The sequence below is a fragment of the Streptomyces sp. NPDC001100 genome (genome assembly GCF_053598575.1).
The window spans coordinates 135,819-154,182 of record NZ_JBSFKO010000024.1 but is presented as its reverse complement, the minus strand read 5'-3'; the positions used below and the strand labels follow the sequence as shown (position 1 = coordinate 154,182).

Sequence of the window (18,364 nt, the reverse complement as noted above, 5' to 3'; positions counted from 1 at the left end):
CCCGAAGGCAGCCTGAGCCAGGAATCCCCCAGCTTCAGCTGGGGGAGGATGTCAACAGTTCATGGAACGGCACGGTCACCCACAGCGGGACGCAGTACACGATCACCTCCCCCTCCTGGGAGGCCCCGCTCGCCCCCGGTGACTCCGCGCCCGTCGCCGGCATGGACTTCAGCTACACCGGCTCGGTCGTCCAACCGAGCGCCTGCCAGATCAACAACGGCCCCTGCGCCGGCGTCCCCGCCGACACCGTGGCGCCCTCGCCCCCCACCGGCCTCGCCGTCCGGGCCACCGGCCCCGGCACCGTGACACTGGGCTGGAACGCCTCGACCGACAACGTCGGCGTGGTCGGCTACCGGGTCTACGAGGGCAGCAACGTCATCGCCGCCGCCTCCGGCACCACGTTCACGGTGATCGGCCTGCTCCCCGGCAGCAGCCACAGCTTCTCGGTGACCGCGCTCGACGACTCCGACAACCAGTCGGCGCACTCCGCGACGCTCACCGCGACCGCGGGCAGCGGCTCAACTCCCGGCGTGGCGGCCCCCTTTGTCGACCTCGGCGCCTACCCGACGCCGAACCTCACGCAGATCGCCACGAACACCGGGCTGCGGCAGTTCTCGCTCGGCTTCATCACCGCCGGCTCGACCGGTTGCTCCGCGAGCTGGTTCAACTCCTATGACCCGGGCGCCGCTTGGGACCGGGCGGACTTCGACTCACTGCGTGCGATGGGCGGTGACGTACGGCCGTCCTTCGGCGGCGCGTCGGGCACCGAACTGGCCCTCGCCTGCACCAGCACGACCGCGCTCCAGGCGCAGTACCAGAAGGTCGTGGACGCCTACGCCCTGGACCGCGTGGACTTCGACATCGAAGGCGCCGCGGCGGTCGACCACGCCTCGATCGACCGGCGCTCGACGGCCGTGGCCGCGGTCCAGGCCGCGCAGCGCTCCAAGGGCCGCGACCTCAAGGTCACGCTCACCCTCCCGGTCCTGCCCAGCGGTCTCACCGCCGACGGCGTCTACATCCTCAACTCCGCCAAGTCGCACAACCTGAACGTCGACACCGTCAACCTGATGGCCATGGACTACGGCGACAGCGCCGCACCCGGTCCGTCCGGGAAGATGGGTACGTACGCGATCCAGGCCGCGACCTCGACCCGCGCCCAGATCGCCTCGGTGTGGCCGAACCTCACCACCGCCCAGACCTGGGCGACGGTCGGCCTCACCCCGATGCTCGGTCAGAACGACACCGCCAGCGAGGTCTTCACGGCCGCCGACGCGCAGCAGGTGCTCACCTTCGCCAAGCAGAACCACCTCGGCGAGCTGGGCTTCTGGGACGTCACACGCGACGGGAACGCCTGCACCGGTGCCCTGAGCCAGTGCACGAACATCCCGCAGACCCCGTACCAGTTCTCCAAACTGTTCGCGACCTACGCGGGCTGAGCCCCCGAAGTCTCCCGCACCCCGTAGGACGTGCCGAACAGGCGCGTCACCACCCGCCTGTTCGGCACGTCCACGGGGGCGAGGGGACTTGGCATCGCGCTGTGACCATGTGCGCCGCACTCCGCCGGCCCCAGGGATCGCCCGGGTCGGGTCAGCGGAGCGTGCGGGTGAACTGGTACGCGCTCTGCGACGTGCCGCTGCAGGTGTCGGACAGCTGACCATTGGTGGCGCAGGCCTTGTCCCGGCCCAGCGACCAGAAGGAGAGCTCCTGAATACCCTTACTGGCTGCGAAGTTGGCGAGTGTGGTGGCGTTGGCGGTGGTGAACACCTCGGCCGTGGTGTCGTTCACGCCGATCATGGGGGTGTTCCCCTCCATGGCCCACAGCTGCGCGGAACTCTTGGTCGTCCAGATCCGGCCCAGTTGGCCGTGCAGGGCGGTCGCCGCGTCGGTGGCCGCCTTGCCCATGTCCATGGCGGGGCCGTAGTCCATGGTCATGATGTTGACCAGATTGACGGTCAGGGCGTTGCTCTTGGCGTTGTTCAGCAGGTTGATCGAGTTCTGCTCCAGGCCGGTCGGATCGACCGGGAGGGTGTACTGGACGTCGAGCCGGTGCCCCGCTGTCGCGTACTCGCTCTGCAACTGTGCCAAAGCCTTGTTGCGCCGGTCGTTGGCAGCCGTGTTGTTGAGGGTCGAGCCCTCGATGTCGAGGTCGACGCGGGTGAGGTTGAGGCTGTCGATGACCCGCTTGTACTGGGCCTTGAGGGATGACACCGACGTACAGGCGACGCCCAGTTCGGTGCCCGAGGCGCCACCGAAGGAGGCGATGACGTCGCCGCCAGCCGCCCTCGTGGAGTTGATGGCGGCGGTCCAGGAGGAGTCGGTGATGGACGTGTCGCCGTTGAAGGTCGCGTTGCAGCCGTTTCCGGCGATGACGAAGGCGAGGGTGAAGTACTTCTGGCCGGTGGCACTGCGTGCGTTGGCCAGGGCGGACGGGGAGTTCCACGTCTCGGCGTACGGTGCCGAGTACCGGGCGGGGAAGCCGGGCCCCGGGTTCGCCGCTGTCGGGGCGGCGGATGCCGAGGGGGCGACGACGGCTGCCACCGCCGCACCGGCGGTCACGGCAACGGCCAGTGTGAAGCTGCTCTTTCGACGCATGAGTCCTCCAGGACACAGCACACCCAGTGCGCTGGTGGGGGGGTAGAGGAAACCACACCTGTTCACATCAATGAACATTTTCTGTGCACATGAACAGACTGAAGCCATTAAGGCCTAGACCAATAGATCCGTCAACCCCCGCGGCAGCAACAGGCGTTCGCTACGGCCCTTGTGCCCACGGCCAGTTGGAGACGTCGGCCGGTCACGGAAGGGGAGAGGACATACCGCGGCCCCGAGGCGATCGAAGCACTCGGGGCCGCGTCTGCGCGTTGCGGGAATGGAGGGCGGTCGCCTACGCGGCGATGTGCTCTGCGGGGCTTCAGCCAAACGATCGTCCCCGCAGGCAATAGGTGAGGCCCGGGGACACTGTCCCCTCCACTCCCACGGCCCTTCCAACCACACCGCCCCACCGTGCATTCCCGATCGGTAGGACGGGGCCCCGTCGGCGACGATGCGGCGCGAGAATCCCGCCGAAGCAGGCGTGGGGAGAGGGCCCTCCGTGGTGGCGGAACGACCCCCGCACTGCCGTCACCCCCGCCCCGCCCTCGCCGGGAACGATCCGCTTCCGCCGGCCGTGCCGTACCCGCGCCCGCGAACGGGCGCCGGCGCCGTCAGGACGAAGGCGCGGACATCCGGCTCGCCCGAACGCCCGGACACGAGTCGGGGTCGGGCACGCTCGCGGTCACATACCGGACCTGTTCTTCGGGTCCGGCTTCCATTCCTCGGCCAGCAGCCCGAGGAGCACCTCGTCGACGAACTCCCCCATCACCCAGGCCGCCGAACGCAGCACCCCCTCGCGGACGAAGCCGTTGCGCTCGGCGGAGCGCAGCATCGCATTGTTGTCCGTCAGCGTCTCGATCTGCAGCCGGTGCAGGCCGCGGACGACAAAGCCGTAGTGGCACAGCACCGCGACCACGTCGGTGCTGTAGCCCTTGCCACGGGCCGAGGGCAGCAGGCCGAGGCCGATGTGCGCGGTCCGGTTGTGGTCGTCGATGCCCCACAGCACCGCGCTGCCGATCAGGGTGCCGGAGTCCAACTCCACCACGGAGAAGGGTTCATGCGCCCGCTCCTTGTCGTCCACCACGAACTGCGAGTTCTTCGAGCCGGGCGAGATCGGCCGCCACGGCCGACCGTTGGCCCGCGCCTGGGTGGCCACGTCGTCGTAGAGCTCCGAGTGCAGGATCGGGATGTCGTCCTCGTGACGGGCCCTGAGCCCGACCTTGTCACCCTTCAGCATGCGAGATTCCTATCCGAGCGGGACGGCCTGCGGCAAACGGATATCCGGCCTCGTCGACGAGTGGTTCAGGGGGCGGTGAAGCCCGCCTTGACCATGTCGGCAAAGGGGCGGCGCAGTGCCATCGGGGATGAGCTCGGGGGCGTGGAGGGAGGCTGCAGCGCTCCAACTGCTCCCAGCTGCCGTCGAGTCCAGCAATGGCAGCACGTCATGGCCTCAACGGCCATCCGGCGGCATGCGCATGCGTCGCACTCTCAGCTGGACCCCGCCTGGAGACCTCCCTCCTGCACGAGGATTTCGTCGGCAGCGCCCAGACACGGCACGGGCTGCCGGCCACGGTGATCACCCAGGTGTTGCGGGGGTGGGGCCACCGCTCCTCGGCGAAGCCAACCGCGAGCGCGGAATCGTCAAGACCTGTGGACGGCTGCGGCATCCGGAAGGGCATCGCTTCCTGATGCGCGCGTCGTTCGACGCGTATCGTCCGAACATGGACACCACCGCCTCACCGCGCGTCCTCGTCATCGGACTTGATCCGTATCGGGTGCCCGGGCCGTGGGATCCCGAGCCGGTCGCCAGGGCGATCGAGTCGGGGCTGGCCAAGTTCGCCGAACACGGTGTGGGCGTGGAGACCTGCCTGATCGGCCCTGATGGAAGTGACGACGTTGCAGCGGTCGTCGGGAGTGCGCTGGGAGCTCATCCGTGGGAGTGCGTCACCGTCGGCGGTGGCCTGCGGCACTCGGACGGCCAAGTCGAACTCCTTGAGCTCGTCATCAACCTGATTCGGCGGCACGCACCCGCTGCGGCCATCGCGTTCAACAGCGCCCCGGACACCACCTACGAGGCCGCTGCCCGTTGGATCGAGTGACGACAGCTGACATCTGTGGGGCAGAGGTCCGCGACTGTGCCGAGGTGGTGTTCACGGGGTGGGGAGGTCCGGACCTCGAAAGGTACCTGCCGTTCGGACCACGGGCCGTCACCGGGCCGAAAAGCCACAGGTCAGCCGCCCGGCGCTGCCGCCGACCGGGCCGTCCCAGTGCGCGGCCGCCGCCAGGACTGCGGCGGCCGCGCTCGTTCCGAGTACGGCGCCGGCAACGACGTCGCCCGGGTAGTGCACCCCGGTGTGGACACGCGAATAGCCCACGGCACAGGCCAGCAGGCCGAGAGGGATCGTGACGGCCGGCAACGCGGGCCCGACCGCCGCCGCGAAGGCCACGGCGGAGGCGGTGTGGCCGGAGGGGAACGAGGCGGATGCCGGCATGGGGACGTGCCGGCCGGGGAACGGCGAGTCGACGGCACGGTGTGGACGTGGCCGCCGTACAAGACGCTTGCCGAGCAGATTGGCCGTGGTGGAGGCGACGCCGATCGCCGCTACGCCGAGTACCGCGGCGCGGCGGGAGCGGCCGGGGCGCAGAGCCAGGGTGGCGGCGATCAGGAGAGAGATCTTCGAGTGGTCGGCCGCCGCGGACAGTCGGCGCAGCGCCGAGTCCAGTGCCGGTGTGCTGGTGACCGTCACCGCTTCGTAGAGCGCCTGGTCTAGGGTGGCAAGATCGCGCAACAGGCCCTGCGGTACTCGCTGTTGCCGACGGCGAGTCTCAATCATCGCTCTGCTCCTGGTTCTTGTCGCGTGGGGGGACTGTTCGGTCGTGGCTCTCGTGTTCCTGGGGCGACCGGTCGAGGGCAAGGCGCAGGATGCGGTACCAGTCGACGGTCGGTGCGACGTACGGCGCCCCGGGACGTTCCCGTGGCACGCGGACCCGCAGTGCGCCGGGTCGTATGGTGCACACGACGGGCGGAGGCAGGACGAGTGCCTCGCCGTCCACGGCCACCGGGATGGTCTCCTCGTCGGACTCCACGACGACGCTGCGGGACGTCAGGGTCGTGATGCCGCTGGCCCGCTCCCCCAGCAGCGCCAGTTCGGCGGCCTGCACCGCACCCCCGACCCTGACCGCGATCACGCCGAGCGTGCCCGTGTCGAGCCGTTCTCTGCGGCCACCGGTCAGGGGGTCGGCCCGTACGTAGGGGTTGTTGCTGACCAGCACCGCCTGTGGGGCCTCCAACCGCTCCTCGTCGGTCCGGGCACTGAGTTCGGCGCCCGCGTCGCCCGCCAGCAGGTCCGGCAACTGGTCGAGGGCGGTGACCGCTTTGGCGTCGCGGTAGTCGGGGTTCTGCACGATGTGCGCGTACGTACCGAACGAGGCGGTGTTGACGAACGGCCGCCCGGAGATGTCTCCGAGGTCGACGCGGAGTTCCACACCGTCCGAGAGCGCCTCCAGGCTGCTCACCGGATCGTCCCGGTCCAGACCGAGGTCCATGGCGAAGTGGTTGCGGGTGCCGGCCGTCACGACCATGAACGGCAGACCGTGTTCGGCGGCCACTCCCGCCACCTGGGCCTGGGTACCGTCGCCGCCGGCCACGCCGAGCAGGTCCGCTCCCTCGGCGACAGCCTGCCGGGCCAGCTCCACCGGATCCGGATCCGTGTCGAGGTCGAGCAGGATCACCCGCGCGCCCAGTGCCTCGGCCCGCTCGACGAGTCCGTACCGCCCGACCTTCCCGCCACCCGACTTCGGATTCATGATCAGCACGGCCCGGCGGGGCGGGCGGACCGTTCGGGTGTGCATGCCGTGCGGCTTGCGCAGACGGCGCAGGGCACTCCGCGCACAGCCGAGCGCGGCCGTCCACGCCGCGAGGGCGACGACCGCGACCACCCACAGGCCCGACACGGCGTACAGCACCAGGACGCCGACGGGTGCGCCGATCGCCAGCAGGGCACCGAGGAGCCGGGCGAATCCGCGGTGCGCCAACGCCCACCACAGGCCCGCGCCGGCCAGTGCGAGGCCCGCCAGACCCAGCAGCAGGATGAACCAATGGCCGGTGCCGGCCACCACTGCCGCCACTGCTCCCGCAATGCACAGCAGGGCGAGGCGGGCCAGGGCTCGCGCCGAGCCGAGACCCGTCTCGGGTCCGTGGCGCTCCGTCTCACGCGTCGTTCCGGTCTCGTTCAATGTCACTTCCCGGTCATGGCCCCATCGGTGATCGACCGAGCCTCGACGACATGCATCGCAGAGTGGATCAAGACTACAGGCCGGGTCCCGCCGCCCCCGGGCACTCACTCAGAGGTGGCCGTCCAGGAACGTCCGTACCTCGGCGACGGTCATCGGCCCCGTGCCGTGCGCCACCGCCTCCCCCTCCTTCAGCAGGACGTAGGACGGGGCTCCGGTGATCCCGTATCGCACGGTCGCAGCCGGACACCGTGTGATGTCGGCGCGAACGGCCGTAAGGCGGCCTGTGTAGTCGTCGGCGATGCCGTCCACGACGAGGTCCATCACCCGGCAGGGCTCGATTGCCTTGGGCCATGTCCCGGTGAAGTACGCGAGGACCGGAACTCCGCTCATCCCGAGGATGAAGTCGAACTCCGCGTCCTCACGGGGTCGGTGAACCCTCTTCGCCATGGAAGCTCCTGACCTCACGTTCCGTCATGCCGTCCCCATCATCCCGCGCACGTTGCGGCAGGCCTGCCCTGTCCTACTGCTCACTGACAGCGCCCCTACGCGTCAACCGACCCGAAGACCGACCGCCAGCGTCAGCTCAAGGACCCGGTGCGGCGATGCGAGGTCCGGGAACAGTTCCCGCAGCTGCGACATCCGGTACCGGACCGTCTGGGGATGGACGAACAACGCCGCCGCCACCTCGTCCCGTCTGCCCTGGTGGAGCAGCCACGCCCGCAACGTCTCCTCCAGCCGCCGTGCGGTCGCGGCAGGCAGGGTCCGCAGTGGTGCGAGGGCTCGGGCCCGCAGGTCCGCGTACGCGTCCGCGTCGGCACTCAGCACCAGCTCGGGCAGATGGTCGTCGGTGTCGCGGATGTCGGAGGAGAGGGAGCGGGCGCGTACGGCTCGTGCGTACGAGGCGGACGCTCGGGTCCACGGCCGGGCCGGCCCGACCACGGCGGTCCGGTCGGTCAACTGCCGCAGGATATGGGGGCGGTCGGCGTCGGGGACGAGCAGCACACCGGTGGTGTCCGGCAGATCGTCGAGAACGAGGGTGCTCGGGTCGAGCGTGCGGTAGGCGGGCCGGGCCTGGGCCGCGGGCAGCAGGACCGCGGTCAGGGTGACCGGAGGCTGCCACCCGGCCCGCTGAGCAGAGGCCAGCAGGACGTCCGGGCTCGCGCCGGCGAGGAGATCGCGGGCCAGGTGTTCCAGATGGCGCTCGTGGGCCCTGCCCCGGGCGGCCAGTTCGTCGGCGTGGCCCGCGGCGCTCGCGGCGGAGAGCTCGTCGATGTACGCGAAGGTCAGTTCGGCGAACTTGGCGACCTCGGCGGCGGGCAGGCCCGCGGGAACGGCGCCCGCCGCCAGGCCTCTCCAGGCCACGCGGGCGCCGACGCGGTAGGCGCTGAGCAGGGCGTCCATCGAACGGCCGTCGCGCACCTCGCCGCGGCCCAGGTCGTAGGCCGCGTCACCGCCGTCGCCGCCCGTGGCGGTGCCGCTCGCGAGGTCCAGGTAGTGCCCCAGGGCGGTGCGGACGGCTCGTCGGATGGTGCCGCCCATGGGGCCCGAAAGGGCGTTGGCGTAGGGAGGGACCTCGTCGATGATCGCCTGGACGACCTCGTCGGCGGTGCTCGCCAGCGCGGCCCGGAGTGCTGTGACCGTCGTCTCGTCCAGGGCCAGTTCGCCGGCCCTCTGGATTGCATGGCTCACGTTTTTGTTCCCTGCGAACAATTCAGCGGATCAGATTCACGCCTTACGGACAGGACTTTACGCCTTCGGGCGCAGCAGGCTGGAGTCATGACGAGTACAGCCCTGCGCAGCAGGGCGTGGAAGCTGCTGGAGATGGTCACGACGCCCCTGCTGCCGTCGGACTACCTCGACCTGGTCAGCCCGCTGCGTGCCGGCGCCGACCTGCGAGGGCGCATCGAGGCCGTGCACCCCGAGACGGGTGACGCCGCGACCATTGTGATCAGACCGGGCCGGGGCTGGCGCGGCCACACGGCCGGTCAGTACGTGCGGATCGGGGTCGACGTCGACGGGGTGCGCCTGTGGCGTGCCTACTCCCTCACCTCGCCGACCGACCGCCCTGACGGCCGCTTCACGATCACCGTGAAGGCGATCCCGGACGGCAAGGTCAGCAACCACCTGGTGCGCAGGGCCAGACCGGGCACGCTGATCCAACTCGACCAGCCGACCGGTGACTTCGTGCTGCCGCGGGCCAGGCCCGCCAAGGTGCTGTACCTGACGGCCGGCAGTGGCATCACGCCCGTGATGGGCATGCTGCGCGACACCGAGTTCGACGACGTCGTCATGGTCCACTGCGCGCCCCGGCCGCAGGACGTGATCTTCCGCAGCGAACTGCACGACCTGGTCGCGGACAAGAAGCTGCGGCTCACCGAGGTGCACACCGACACGGACGGCAAGCTCGACATCGCCCGTCTCGACGAACTCGTGCCCGACTGGGCCGAGCGCGAGACCTGGGCGTGTGGGCCCGCGGGCCTGCTCGACTCCGCCGAGAAGCACTGGAGCGAGCACGGCGTACCGGAGCGCCTGCACACCGAACGCTTCCGCCCCCGCATCGTCGTCACCGGCGACGGCGGGGAGGTCACGTTCAGCACCACCGGCAGGACCGTCGACGCGGACGGCGCCACGCCGTTGCTGGACGTCGGCGAGGAGGCCGGCGTGCTCATGCCCTCCGGGTGCCGCATGGGCATCTGCTTCGGCTGCGTCACGCCGCTCAAGGCGGGCGCCGTCCGCGACCTGCGCACCGGCGAGATCACCGAGGCCGAGCCGGGCGTCCTCATCCAGACCTGCGTGTCCGCCGCCGCGGGCCCCTGTGACATCGAACGGTAGGAGCACTTTGACCGCCATCGACCCCACCGCCCACCTGACCGCGGAGCAGATCGAGGAGCTCGGCCGCGAGCTGGACGCGATCCGCGACGAGGTGATCGCGAGTCGCGGCGAGAAGGACGCCGCGTACATCCGCAAGGTCATCTCGGCGCAGCGCAAGCTCGAACTGGTCAGCAGGGGCGTGCTGTTGTTCTCGCTCTTCCCGCCCGCGTGGGTGATCGGCACCGCCGGTCTGTCCGTGGCGAAGATCATGGACAACATGGAGATCGGGCACAACATCCTGCACGGCCAGTGGGACTGGATGCGGGACCCGAAGATCCACTCCACCACCTGGGAGTGGGATCACGTCTCGCCGTCCGAGCAGTGGAAGCACTCGCACAACGAGCTGCACCACACGTACACCAACGTGATCGGCAAGGACAACGACCTCGGCTACGGCATCATGCGCGTCGACGAGGACCAGAAGTGGCACCCCTTCCACCTCGGGCAGCCGCTGTGGAACTTCCTCAACGCCTGCTTCTTCGAGTACGGCATCGCGGCGTACGACCTGGAGCTCGGCAAGAACCTGCAGAAGCGCCGCCGCAAGAACCCGGAGTTCCGCGAGCGGGCCAGGGCCGTGGGCCGCAAGATCCGCAAGCAGGTGCTCAAGGACTACGTGATCCACCCGCTGCTGTCGGGCCCGTCGTTCCTCACCACGCTCGGCGCCACGTTCACCGCGAACCTGGTCCGCAACATCTGGACCCACTCGGTGATCATGTGCGGGCACTTCCCCGAGGGCGTGCAGGTCTTCGAGCGCCGGTCGATCCAGGGTGAGACGCGCGGCCAGTGGTACCTGCGCCAGATGATGGGCTCGGCGAACATCAGCGGCAGCAAGGCCATGCACTTCATGACGGGCAACCTCTCCCACCAGATCGAGCACCATCTCTTCCCGGACCTGCCGAGCAACCGGTACGCCGAGGTCGCGGTGAAGGTGCGCGCGCTGTTCGAGAAGTACGAGCTGGAGTACGTCACCGGGCCGCTGCCCAAGCAGGTGTTCTCCGCATGGCACAAGGTCTTCCGGCTCTCGCTGCCGAACAAGAAGCCCGCGGTAAAGGCCACGACGCCGGAGCGCGAGCAGGAGCTCGTCGCGGCCTGAATCGCGGTACGGGGTCAGATCTTTCGGCCGTACCGGCCGCACCGCCGGGTTCGGTGAGATGGGTTGCGGGCGGTGGGCGGCCGGGGGCCGCCCGGGCCAGCGGTGGGGCCGTTGGCAGCCGCCGCGAACGCCACGGCTGCCGCGTCCGTCGGTTACGAGCCGTTCTTTGTCCCGATGCCATGGGCCAGGAGGCTCTCGGCGGTGTCCTCGATGGTGTCCTCGATGGGACGTGCTCGCCAGTCGAGAAGTTTCTCCGCCTTGGCGCTTGTGGCGTCGAGGTCCCGGCCGAGCTGGTGTCTGAGCAGCCGTAGTTCGGGGTTCACGGTGCCCAGTGTGCGGGCGAGCCACAGGGGCAGTTCGCGGGTCGGGGCCTTCGCGGCCCGGTCGCCGAGGCGGTCGTGGAGGATGCGTGCGATGTCGATGACGCGCAGGCTGTGTCCGGCGACTGCCAGGAAGCGTTCGCCGGCGGCTGCCGGATCGGTCATCGCGCGCAGGTGCAGGTCCGCGACGTCGCGGACGTCGACGAAGCCCATCCCGAAGGGCGGGCAGGCGGGAACCCGTCCTTCGAGCATTCTGCGGACCAGCCGCAGGGACGGCGGGTCGTCCGGGCCGAGGAGGGGGCCGAGGACTCCCACGGGATGAACCGCCGCCAGTTCCAGACCGCCGCCTTCGTCCTGGACGAACTGCCAGGCGGCGCGTTCGGCGAGGGTCTTGGAGCGCTGGTAGGGCGGGATGTCGCTGTCGACGTCGGTCCAGTCCTCCTCGGTGAACGGGGTCGAGCGCGGAGGGTGCCCGATCCCGATGGCGCCGAAGGCGCTGGTCAGGACGACCCGGCGCACGCGGGCGTCACGGGCCGCGCGCAGTACCCGCAGGACGCCCTCGCGTGCCGGGACGACCAGGTCGTCGTCGTTCGCGGGCGTATGACGCAGTGTCGGCGAGGCGACGTGGAGAACGTAGTCGCAGTCGGCGACGGCGGCGTCCCAGCCGTCGGGCTGTTCGAGGTCGGCGCGTACGATCGTGAGGCGGTCGTCGTCGAATGGTGTGGCCGTGTGCAGCCAGGAGCGCAGTGCCGGTTCGCGCCGCAGGTCGCGAACTGTCGTGCGGACCGTGTGCCCGGCGTCGAGCAGTGCCGTCACGCACCAGCTCCCGATGAATCCTGTTCCGCCGGTGACCAGTACTCGTGTCATCTGTCTCTGCTCAGCTCTCGACTCGTGCCATAAGGGGTGCCGGCGGGTGCGTCGCGCGATGCCGCTGGGTGGCGGCGCCGGAGCGGACGATGGTGTTCATGCGAGGGCCATGCCGGGGACGCGCTTGCGGATGGCCTCCAGCTCGGCTTCGTCCGAGACGCCCTGCCAGTCGTACCGGGGTGTGTACGGGGCCTCCAGGGCGCGCACGTCGTCGTCGGTGAGTTCGAGGTCGAGAGAGGCCACCGCCTCGTCGATCTGCCGGGTCGAGCCGGCGCCGACCAGGGGTGCGGTGACGACCGGCTGGTGTCGCAGCCAGGCGAGCGCGACCTGGGCGCGGCTGACGCCGTGCGCGGCGGCGACCTGTCCGACCGCGTCGACGATCGCGCGGTTGGACGCCTCCTCGGCCGGCGAGTAGAGCAGGTCCGCGTAGGCGCCGTCCGTCTCGGAGCGCACCGTCGAGCGGGCGTCGTCCCACGCGCGGGTGAGGCGGCCCCGGGCCAGCGGTGACCAGATGATCGTGCCGACGCCTTCGTCCAGGCACAGCGGGATCATCTCGCGCTCCTCCTCGCGGGCGAGGAGGTTGTAGTGGTCCTGCATCGACACGAACCGTGCCCAGCCGTTCTCCTTCTGCAGGCGCAGCGCCTTGGCGAACTCCCAGGCGTGCATGGAGGAGGCGCCGAGGTAGCGGACCTTGCCGGCCTTGACGAGGTCGCCGAGTGCTTCGAGGGTCTCCTCCCAGGGGGTGGAGTGGTCGTTGCGGTGGATCTGGTAGAGGTCGATGTAGTCGGTGCCGAGGCGGCGCAGCGAGTGGTCGACCTCGGTCATGATCGCCTTGCGTGACAGTCCCCGTCCGTTGGGGCCCAGCCGCATCGGATGGCGCAGTTTCGTGGCGATCACCACGGCGTCGCGGTCGGCGAAGTCCTTGAGCGCGCGGCCGAGGATCTCCTCGCTGGAGCCGTTGGAGTACAGGTTCGCGGTGTCGAAGAAGTTGATTCCCGTCTCCAGCGCGTGCTGGATGAGCGGGCGTGCGTCTTCTTCGCCCTTGGACCAGACGGGGTGCCCGCGGTCGGGTTCGCCGTAGGTCATCGCGCCGATGGCGATCGGGGACACGTCGAGGCCGGTCGTGCCGAGCTTGATGTAATGCATGACGATCCTTAGAGTAGGTGGAGAACTCTCCACATAACGTAGTGGAGAACTCTCCGCTCAGCAAGGTGAGGTCTCGTGGTCCGCTCGGACGCCCGTGAGAACAGGGCACGCATCCTCGCCGTCGCCCGCGAAGCGCTCGCGGCGGACGGCAGCACGTCGATGAACCAGATCTCCCAGCGCGCGGGAGTCGGCGCGGGCACCCTGTACCGCAACTTCCCCACCCGCGAAGCGCTGGTCCTGGCCGTCTACCAGGACGAAGTCGCACGCATCGTCGACACCGTCCCGGACCTGCTGGACCGGATGCCGCCACTGGAAGCACTCCGCCACTGGACGACCGACCTCGTCCAGGCCATGCGCAGGAAACACGGCCTCGGCGACGCCCTGGGCCCCGGCGCACACCAGGCGATCAGCGAGCAGAGCTACGGCCCGGTCATCGCCGCGATCACCCAACTCCTCGACGCCGGCAAGAAGGACAAAACCATCCGCGCGGACGCCGACCCAGGAGACTTCCTCCAGCTCACCGGCGCCCTGTGGCGCGCCCCGACCAGCCCCGAGGACCGGGCACCCCACATGCTCGCGCTCATCCTCGACGGACTCCGCACGCACCGATAGACGACGCGCGCGACAAGACTCGCCAGCATGTTCACCCCCGCACACCGCCGCCCTGACCGGCTCCCTCAGCGAACTGCGCGACGACCTCGCCTTCAGCCCGGCAGGCATCACACGGCTTCTGGCCCAGACGTATTGAGCCGAGATCACATCGACATTGGCCGGGGGCCCAGCCGTTGACGGGTGCGCACCGGCGGACCGTACACAGGTAGAACCGCGCGAAGCACCCGGGACTCGGCTCTGGCCCACGTACGGGGCCCGGCTGCTCCGCTGCGGCGAGGAGCACGATTCCGTGGACCTTGCGGGGGTATGACCGAGGGGATTCCAGAACCGGCCATGGGGTGATCCCGAAAGCGAACGGCCGACGGCCGATGTCGGCGAGCAGCGAATCCGGCCGAAGTCCCGCACCTGGGCGCGGATGTCTGCGCTCCAGGCCGACGTGATCGTCATCTGTCCGCCGTACGACGAGAACACTGCCGGCCAGAGCTGAAAACGGGAGTCTGGTGGGGATCTCTGAAATCGGCTCTGGCCGCAGTTCCGGATGGTGTTGGTGATTTCTAAGCGGGGAGCCTTCGGCAGAGCTGCTGGAAGTGGCTGGGTGGTCGCGGCGGCGATGTCGGTGTAGAGCCTGGTGGGAAGTATTCGCTGAGGCGAATGATGTCGGCCCCGGCAACGGTGAGCACGTGCCGGACGTGTGTTTTCGCCAGGCCGCGGTAGCGGCAGTGCCGCAGGCCGTGCGCGTGGACCGTTTCGGAGACGGTGGCCTCGCAGCCCGCGCGGATGACATAGCGCCGCTGCCAGTTGCTGGTCTTCTGGTCTTTTCTCACCTGCGTCTGGATCTTCTGCTGGGGCTCGGGGGGGAGGAAGATGTGGCGCCTCTTACCGTCGATGTTGCCGGTGCATTTCAGTCGGTCGTCGCATTCCCGGCATGCCTTGCGGGGAAAGAGGACGGACAGCCGGGGGTATCCGTCGCCCAGGGTGGGTTTCCAGGGCGGGCTGGTGATCCCGTGTGGGCAGGCCAGGGTGCGGGCCGCCCAGTCGATGTCGAAGTCCCCCTTCGTGAAACCGGGCCGCTGGGCGGCCTGCGGGTCGGCGCGGACCGGACCGAGCAGAGGGATGTCCCACCGCCGAGTCACTCGGGTGGCGAGTGTGCGAGTGCGGGGCGATCGCGACAGTGCGGTCGTCCCGCTTCCGGTGTCGACAGGCTCGCAAAATGCGGGGACGGGAGGCCCAGCACGGTTCGGTGGGTCAGTAGCGGTGGCCGGGCCGATGAGGGCCCTCCCAGCGATCGTCGCCGGTGAGGCCGAGCAGACGTATTCGGTGGAGCAGTTCCTCTGATACGCCGTGGGCGCGGAGCCGGGCAGGGGTATTACGGACCAGCCAGGCGGTCCACTCGGTGCGTTTCTCTTCCTCGCTCTCCCAGGAGTCCCAGGGGAGTTGGTCTCCCAGCAGGTCGTACTCCCACAGTGCCGCCGCCTCGGCGAGGTGGGAGTCGTCCGGACGGTCACTCACCGTTTCCCATGTGGTGAGCCACGGGGTGAGCGTGGCGGATGCCTCGGTGATCAATGCCAGGACCTCGTACGCGGGTACCACGGGATCCGGGTCCGAGAGTGTGTCGGCTCACAAGGCGTGCAGGAATTCCCGGACCGCTTCGGCTTGCGCGGTGGGCCACTGCCGCCAATGACCGCGAGCGAACGAGCGGCCGACTTCCTCGAACCCGTCGTGCGGCTCGACGGTGCCTTTGACGAGGGCCGCGGCCAACTGGGGGAGGATCCGGCGCAGTACGGATGCGTGGTCGCTCCAGTCGGGGGCCCGCCAGGTGCGGTGCAGGAGGTCGAGGTCCAGCTCCGTGTCCGCGACCTTGAGTTGCGCGAGTTCTCCGGCGCTGCCCCAGTGACACTCGCAGTTGTGCTCGTCGGGGTGGGCCGTCGTCCCGCCGAAGGCGCCTGCCAGGCCGTCGAGCGCGGCTGCGAGGCGAGGTCGTACGGGGGGAGGTCGGGGTTCGTCATGGCATTCGCATTCAGGGACTCCGGGAGCTTCCGCCGTCCGAAGATCGTCTACCTACCCGGATGGCTCTCGGGCCGCCATCGACATCCCGCCAGCTGCAAGCGCCGAGCGCGCCACCGTACCCGTGCAGCCAGTGCTGGAACCGGGCGGGACAGGAGCGGATATCGGCCAAAGCCCGAGCCTCCGGCACTCAGCTCGAAGAGCTTTGTGTCAGAGTCCTCGCGCATGCAACCGCCGCGCCGCGTCGCCGGTGTTGACGAATGGGACTCATGCTCCTTCGGCCTGCGTGCGAGAGAGCGGAAAGAATCGAGGTAAAACGGGGTGTGCGCGTTGACCAGCGCTCGTGTGCCTGCCTTGTGCGGAAGAGAAACAACCCGAAAGACACACTCTGTCGGAATGGGGGGACGATGAGCGGCGTACTGATCCATGTGCCACAGGACCTGCCGCTGACGCTACGGCTCGGCGCGGGTGAGGTCGCCCGCTTCGGCCGGGGCTCGGACACCGTCGCCGTGGAGTTGCGGCTCGACGATCCGGCGGTGTCGCGGCTGGCCGGGGAGATCCGGGTGAGCGAGGACCACTGGCTGCTGAGCAACCTCAGCGCCACGCAGAGCTACCTGGTGGAGAACCCGGAGGGCGCGGGCGAGTACCTGCGGGTGCCGCCGCGCCGCCTCAGGGCGCCCATTCCCTTCGAGTTCGCGCGCGTGGTCCTGCCCACACGGGACAACCCGGTGAGCTTTCAGGTCTTCGCCCCCGACCACGTCTACCTGGACCCGCAGGGGGCGGTCGGCGGCCGTCTGGGCACCCAGACCCTGACCGCCTACTCGCTCGACGAGACAGCGACGTACTTTCTGGTTCTGGTCGCCCTGTGCGAGCCGCGGCTGCGCGACGAGTCCGCGCTGGCCGTTCCCACCACGCCCGAGATCGTCGAACGTCTGCGGCAGCTGCCGCAGTGCGCGCGCCTCACCGCCCGCGGGGTGAGTGCTCACATCGACTACCTCGCCGAGGAGAAGCTGCGGATCGTCCTGCCGGAGTCGCGTGAGGTGGGCCGGGGCGCCCGCCGCAACGGCAAGCGCGAGGCGCTGGTCGGAATCGCCCTGCGGTTCGGGGTGGTCGGCGAGTCCCATCTGGCGCTGCTTCCGTCCCGCTCGGCGGCCTCCTGCAACAGCGTCCAGGCGCAGGCGGTGGGCCGGTGAACCGTGGGGCCGAGGCCCAGCGTGTTCCGGCCGGTTTCCGGGTCGGGGGCTGGGAGGTGGGGGAACCCATCGCGGACGGGGGTTGGGGATGGGTCTACGAGGGCCGGAGTGTGCGCGGGTCGGACGACGACCACCCGGCCGTCGTCGCGTTGAAGTTTCTGCCGACGTCCGGACTCGCCCCTCAGCAGGCGCGCGGGCTACTGGAATGCGCACACCGCGAGCGCGAGTTCGGGCGCAGGACGCGGCATCCCCGGCTGATCCGGGTGCTCGACTCTCTCGTACTGAACGAACCGGACCGTCCCGAACTCGACGGCGCGATCGTGCTGGTGATGGAGCGTGCCGAGCGCAGTCTGCGTCAACTCCTCGCGGGTGAGCAGGGGTTGGCGGACGGGCAGGCCGACCGGATCCTGACGGAGATCTGCGAGGGGCTGGCCCATCTGCACGAGCTGGGCTGGGTGCACGGCGATCTCAAGCCCGACAACGTTCTCCTGATGGCGGACGGTTCGGTTCGTCTGTCGGATTTCGGGCTGGCCTCGGAGCTCGACGGTACTCACGGAACGCATGCGTGGATGCCGCCCCTGGGCACTCCCGACTATCTGCCGCCGGAGCGCTGGAAGGCCCCGCTGGGCGAACGCGGTGTGCAGGCGCGGCCGAGCGCCGACATCTGGGCGCTCGGCATCATGGTCCACCAGATGTTCACCGGCGGCACCTCGCCCTTCCCCGGCGCGACCCCGGCCGCGCGGGGAGCCGTGGCGCAGGAGTACGCCGGCGGACGGGCGCCCCTGCGGCTGGATCCCGCCGTACCGCCGTTCTGGCGCGAGCTGGCCACCGACTGCCTCGCCCCCACCCATGAGGCACGAGCCGCCTGGACCGCGGGAACCCTGCTGGCTCGCATCCGTGCGGAAGCCCATGGCCGCGGTACAGGTGCGGCACGTACCGACGGGGGTCGGCGCCGACGACGGCTCGTTCTCGGCGCGGCGGCGGCCACCGCCCTGTGCGCGGCGACGGTCGCCGGATGGGTGTACGTCGCGGACGACAGCGGTGCGAAGCAGGACGGCTCGGTCCATGTCACGAACGTCTCCGACACCGCCGGCCCCGCCGCCATCACGGTGTACAACGTGGAGCCGACCTGCCGGGCCCACGCGGCTGACCGTGATCAGCAGTGCAGTCTCGGTCTGGCGATCGACCCGCTGGCGCCCTACACCGTCGCCAACGTGGTGGCCACTCGCGTGTGGCACGGGGACGTCCTCACGGCGCAGTGCCGGTTGCCTCAAGGGCTGCCGGTGACCGACGAGTTCGGCACCCGTTCCACCGAGTGGTACCGCGTCCGGTTGCCGGGCGGCGCGACCGATGCCACCGCGTGGTTCCCCGCCGTGCGCACGAAGGACCGGCCCGCCCTGCCCACCTGCCGATGAGGCCGTGTGCACCCG

General features: G+C 69.8%; 18 protein-coding genes. 7 read left to right on the top strand and 11 right to left on the bottom strand.

Annotated elements, in window-relative coordinates:
- Window positions 1–1,436 (top strand): cellulose binding domain-containing protein (locus ACWDEW_RS30940; protein WP_450517004.1); only part of this gene is annotated, 1,436 nt, incomplete at its 5' end.
- Window positions 1,437–1,587: 151 nt separating this feature from the next.
- Here the strand turns inward: ACWDEW_RS30940 and ACWDEW_RS30935 are convergent.
- Both ACWDEW_RS30935 and ACWDEW_RS30930 read right to left on the bottom strand, forming a co-directional pair.
- Window positions 1,588–2,592, bottom strand: a complete 1,005-nt coding sequence (locus ACWDEW_RS30935; RefSeq protein ID WP_450517003.1) for a chitinase — start codon at window positions 2,590–2,592, stop codon at window positions 1,588–1,590.
- 682 nt (window positions 2,593–3,274) lie between these two features.
- The gene (locus ACWDEW_RS30930) at window positions 3,275–3,829 is read right to left on the bottom strand and encodes a GNAT family N-acetyltransferase (RefSeq protein WP_450517001.1); all 555 of its coding nucleotides are present in this window, start codon (window positions 3,827–3,829) and stop codon (window positions 3,275–3,277) included.
- Between the two features lie 484 nt (window positions 3,830–4,313).
- On the opposite strand from ACWDEW_RS30930, the gene ACWDEW_RS30925 reads away from it, so the two are divergent.
- Window positions 4,314–4,691, top strand: a complete 378-nt coding sequence (locus ACWDEW_RS30925) for a hypothetical protein (protein ID WP_450516999.1) — start codon at window positions 4,314–4,316, stop codon at window positions 4,689–4,691.
- Between the two features lie 108 nt (window positions 4,692–4,799).
- Here the strand turns inward: ACWDEW_RS30925 and ACWDEW_RS30920 are convergent, their stop codons facing one another.
- The 4 genes from ACWDEW_RS30920 to ACWDEW_RS30905 form a co-directional block, all read right to left on the bottom strand.
- Complete coding sequence (locus ACWDEW_RS30920; protein ID WP_450516997.1) at window positions 4,800–5,426, bottom strand: phosphatase PAP2 family protein; 627 nt, start codon at window positions 5,424–5,426, stop codon at window positions 4,800–4,802.
- On the bottom strand, window positions 5,419–6,828 hold the full coding sequence (locus tag ACWDEW_RS30915; RefSeq protein ID WP_450516995.1) for a diacylglycerol/lipid kinase family protein: 1,410 nt from the start codon (window positions 6,826–6,828) through the stop codon (window positions 5,419–5,421). Before ACWDEW_RS30915 ends, ACWDEW_RS30920 begins: the two co-directional genes overlap by 8 nt.
- Window positions 6,829–6,936: 108 nt before the next feature.
- Window positions 6,937–7,275 (bottom strand): thioredoxin family protein, encoded by a 339-nt coding sequence (locus tag ACWDEW_RS30910; protein ID WP_450516993.1) that lies wholly within the window; start codon window positions 7,273–7,275, stop codon window positions 6,937–6,939.
- A 102-nt stretch (window positions 7,276–7,377) separates the two neighbouring features.
- Window positions 7,378–8,517, bottom strand: a complete 1,140-nt coding sequence (locus tag ACWDEW_RS30905; protein ID WP_450516991.1) for a PucR family transcriptional regulator — start codon at window positions 8,515–8,517, stop codon at window positions 7,378–7,380.
- An 87-nt stretch (window positions 8,518–8,604) separates the two neighbouring features.
- On the opposite strand from ACWDEW_RS30905, the gene ACWDEW_RS30900 reads away from it, so the two are divergent.
- Window positions 8,605–9,660 carry a ferredoxin reductase gene (locus ACWDEW_RS30900; RefSeq protein WP_450516989.1) on the top strand — a complete coding sequence of 352 codons (1,056 nt, stop codon included), beginning with the start codon at window positions 8,605–8,607 and terminating at the stop codon, window positions 9,658–9,660.
- 7 nt (window positions 9,661–9,667) lie between these two features.
- Window positions 9,668–10,792, top strand: coding sequence for a fatty acid desaturase family protein (locus ACWDEW_RS30895; RefSeq protein ID WP_450516987.1), 1,125 nt, complete (start codon window positions 9,668–9,670; stop codon window positions 10,790–10,792).
- Between the two features lie 152 nt (window positions 10,793–10,944).
- Here ACWDEW_RS30895 and ACWDEW_RS30890 read toward each other — a convergent pair whose 3' ends face one another.
- Window positions 10,945–11,979, bottom strand: a complete 1,035-nt coding sequence (locus ACWDEW_RS30890) for an NAD-dependent epimerase/dehydratase family protein (RefSeq protein ID WP_450516986.1) — start codon at window positions 11,977–11,979, stop codon at window positions 10,945–10,947.
- Window positions 11,980–12,075: 96 nt separating this feature from the next.
- Complete coding sequence (locus ACWDEW_RS30885; RefSeq protein ID WP_450516985.1) at window positions 12,076–13,125, bottom strand: aldo/keto reductase; 1,050 nt, start codon at window positions 13,123–13,125, stop codon at window positions 12,076–12,078.
- 75 nt (window positions 13,126–13,200) lie between these two features.
- On the opposite strand from ACWDEW_RS30885, the gene ACWDEW_RS30880 reads away from it, so the two are divergent.
- The gene (locus ACWDEW_RS30880) at window positions 13,201–13,737 is read left to right on the top strand and encodes a TetR/AcrR family transcriptional regulator (protein ID WP_450516983.1); all 537 of its coding nucleotides are present in this window, start codon (window positions 13,201–13,203) and stop codon (window positions 13,735–13,737) included.
- A gap of 554 nt (window positions 13,738–14,291) precedes the next feature.
- On the opposite strand, the gene ACWDEW_RS30875 is transcribed toward ACWDEW_RS30880, so the two are convergent.
- From ACWDEW_RS30875 to ACWDEW_RS30865, 3 genes are all read right to left on the bottom strand, one after another.
- The gene (locus tag ACWDEW_RS30875; RefSeq protein WP_450516981.1) at window positions 14,292–14,870 is read right to left on the bottom strand and encodes a transposase; all 579 of its coding nucleotides are present in this window, start codon (window positions 14,868–14,870) and stop codon (window positions 14,292–14,294) included.
- Window positions 14,871–14,982: 112 nt separating this feature from the next.
- Window positions 14,983–15,246 carry a hypothetical protein gene (locus tag ACWDEW_RS30870; RefSeq protein ID WP_450516979.1) on the bottom strand — a complete coding sequence of 88 codons (264 nt, stop codon included), beginning with the start codon at window positions 15,244–15,246 and terminating at the stop codon, window positions 14,983–14,985.
- Between the two features lie 108 nt (window positions 15,247–15,354).
- Window positions 15,355–15,495 (bottom strand): hypothetical protein, encoded by a 141-nt coding sequence (locus ACWDEW_RS30865; protein WP_450516978.1) that lies wholly within the window; start codon window positions 15,493–15,495, stop codon window positions 15,355–15,357.
- Between the two features lie 653 nt (window positions 15,496–16,148).
- Between ACWDEW_RS30865 and ACWDEW_RS30860 the strand changes: the two genes are divergently transcribed.
- The gene (locus ACWDEW_RS30860) at window positions 16,149–16,934 is read left to right on the top strand and encodes a serine/threonine protein kinase (protein ID WP_450516976.1); all 786 of its coding nucleotides are present in this window, start codon (window positions 16,149–16,151) and stop codon (window positions 16,932–16,934) included.
- 56 nt (window positions 16,935–16,990) lie between these two features.
- Complete coding sequence (locus tag ACWDEW_RS30855) at window positions 16,991–18,349, top strand: serine/threonine-protein kinase (RefSeq protein ID WP_450516974.1); 1,359 nt, start codon at window positions 16,991–16,993, stop codon at window positions 18,347–18,349.
- Window positions 18,350–18,364 lie beyond the last annotated feature (15 nt).

What these genes read in the sequence shown, in the direction of transcription:
- ACWDEW_RS30925 (WP_450516999.1), top strand. Translation starts at nt 4,314, where the DNA reads ATGGACACCACCGCCTCACCGCGCGTCCTCGTCATCGGACTTGATCCG.
- ACWDEW_RS30900 (WP_450516989.1), top strand. Translation starts at nt 8,605, where the DNA reads ATGACGAGTACAGCCCTGCGCAGCAGGGCGTGGAAGCTGCTGGAGATG.
- ACWDEW_RS30935 (WP_450517003.1), bottom strand. Translation starts at nt 2,592, where the DNA reads ATGCGTCGAAAGAGCAGCTTCACACTGGCCGTTGCCGTGACCGCCGGT.
- ACWDEW_RS30860 (WP_450516976.1), top strand. Translation starts at nt 16,149, where the DNA reads ATGAGCGGCGTACTGATCCATGTGCCACAGGACCTGCCGCTGACGCTA.
- ACWDEW_RS30890 (WP_450516986.1), bottom strand. Translation starts at nt 11,979, where the DNA reads ATGACACGAGTACTGGTCACCGGCGGAACAGGATTCATCGGGAGCTGG.
- ACWDEW_RS30910 (WP_450516993.1), bottom strand. Translation starts at nt 7,275, where the DNA reads ATGGCGAAGAGGGTTCACCGACCCCGTGAGGACGCGGAGTTCGACTTC.
- ACWDEW_RS30885 (WP_450516985.1), bottom strand. Translation starts at nt 13,125, where the DNA reads ATGCATTACATCAAGCTCGGCACGACCGGCCTCGACGTGTCCCCGATC.
- ACWDEW_RS30920 (WP_450516997.1), bottom strand. Translation starts at nt 5,426, where the DNA reads ATGATTGAGACTCGCCGTCGGCAACAGCGAGTACCGCAGGGCCTGTTG.
- ACWDEW_RS30930 (WP_450517001.1), bottom strand. Translation starts at nt 3,829, where the DNA reads ATGCTGAAGGGTGACAAGGTCGGGCTCAGGGCCCGTCACGAGGACGAC.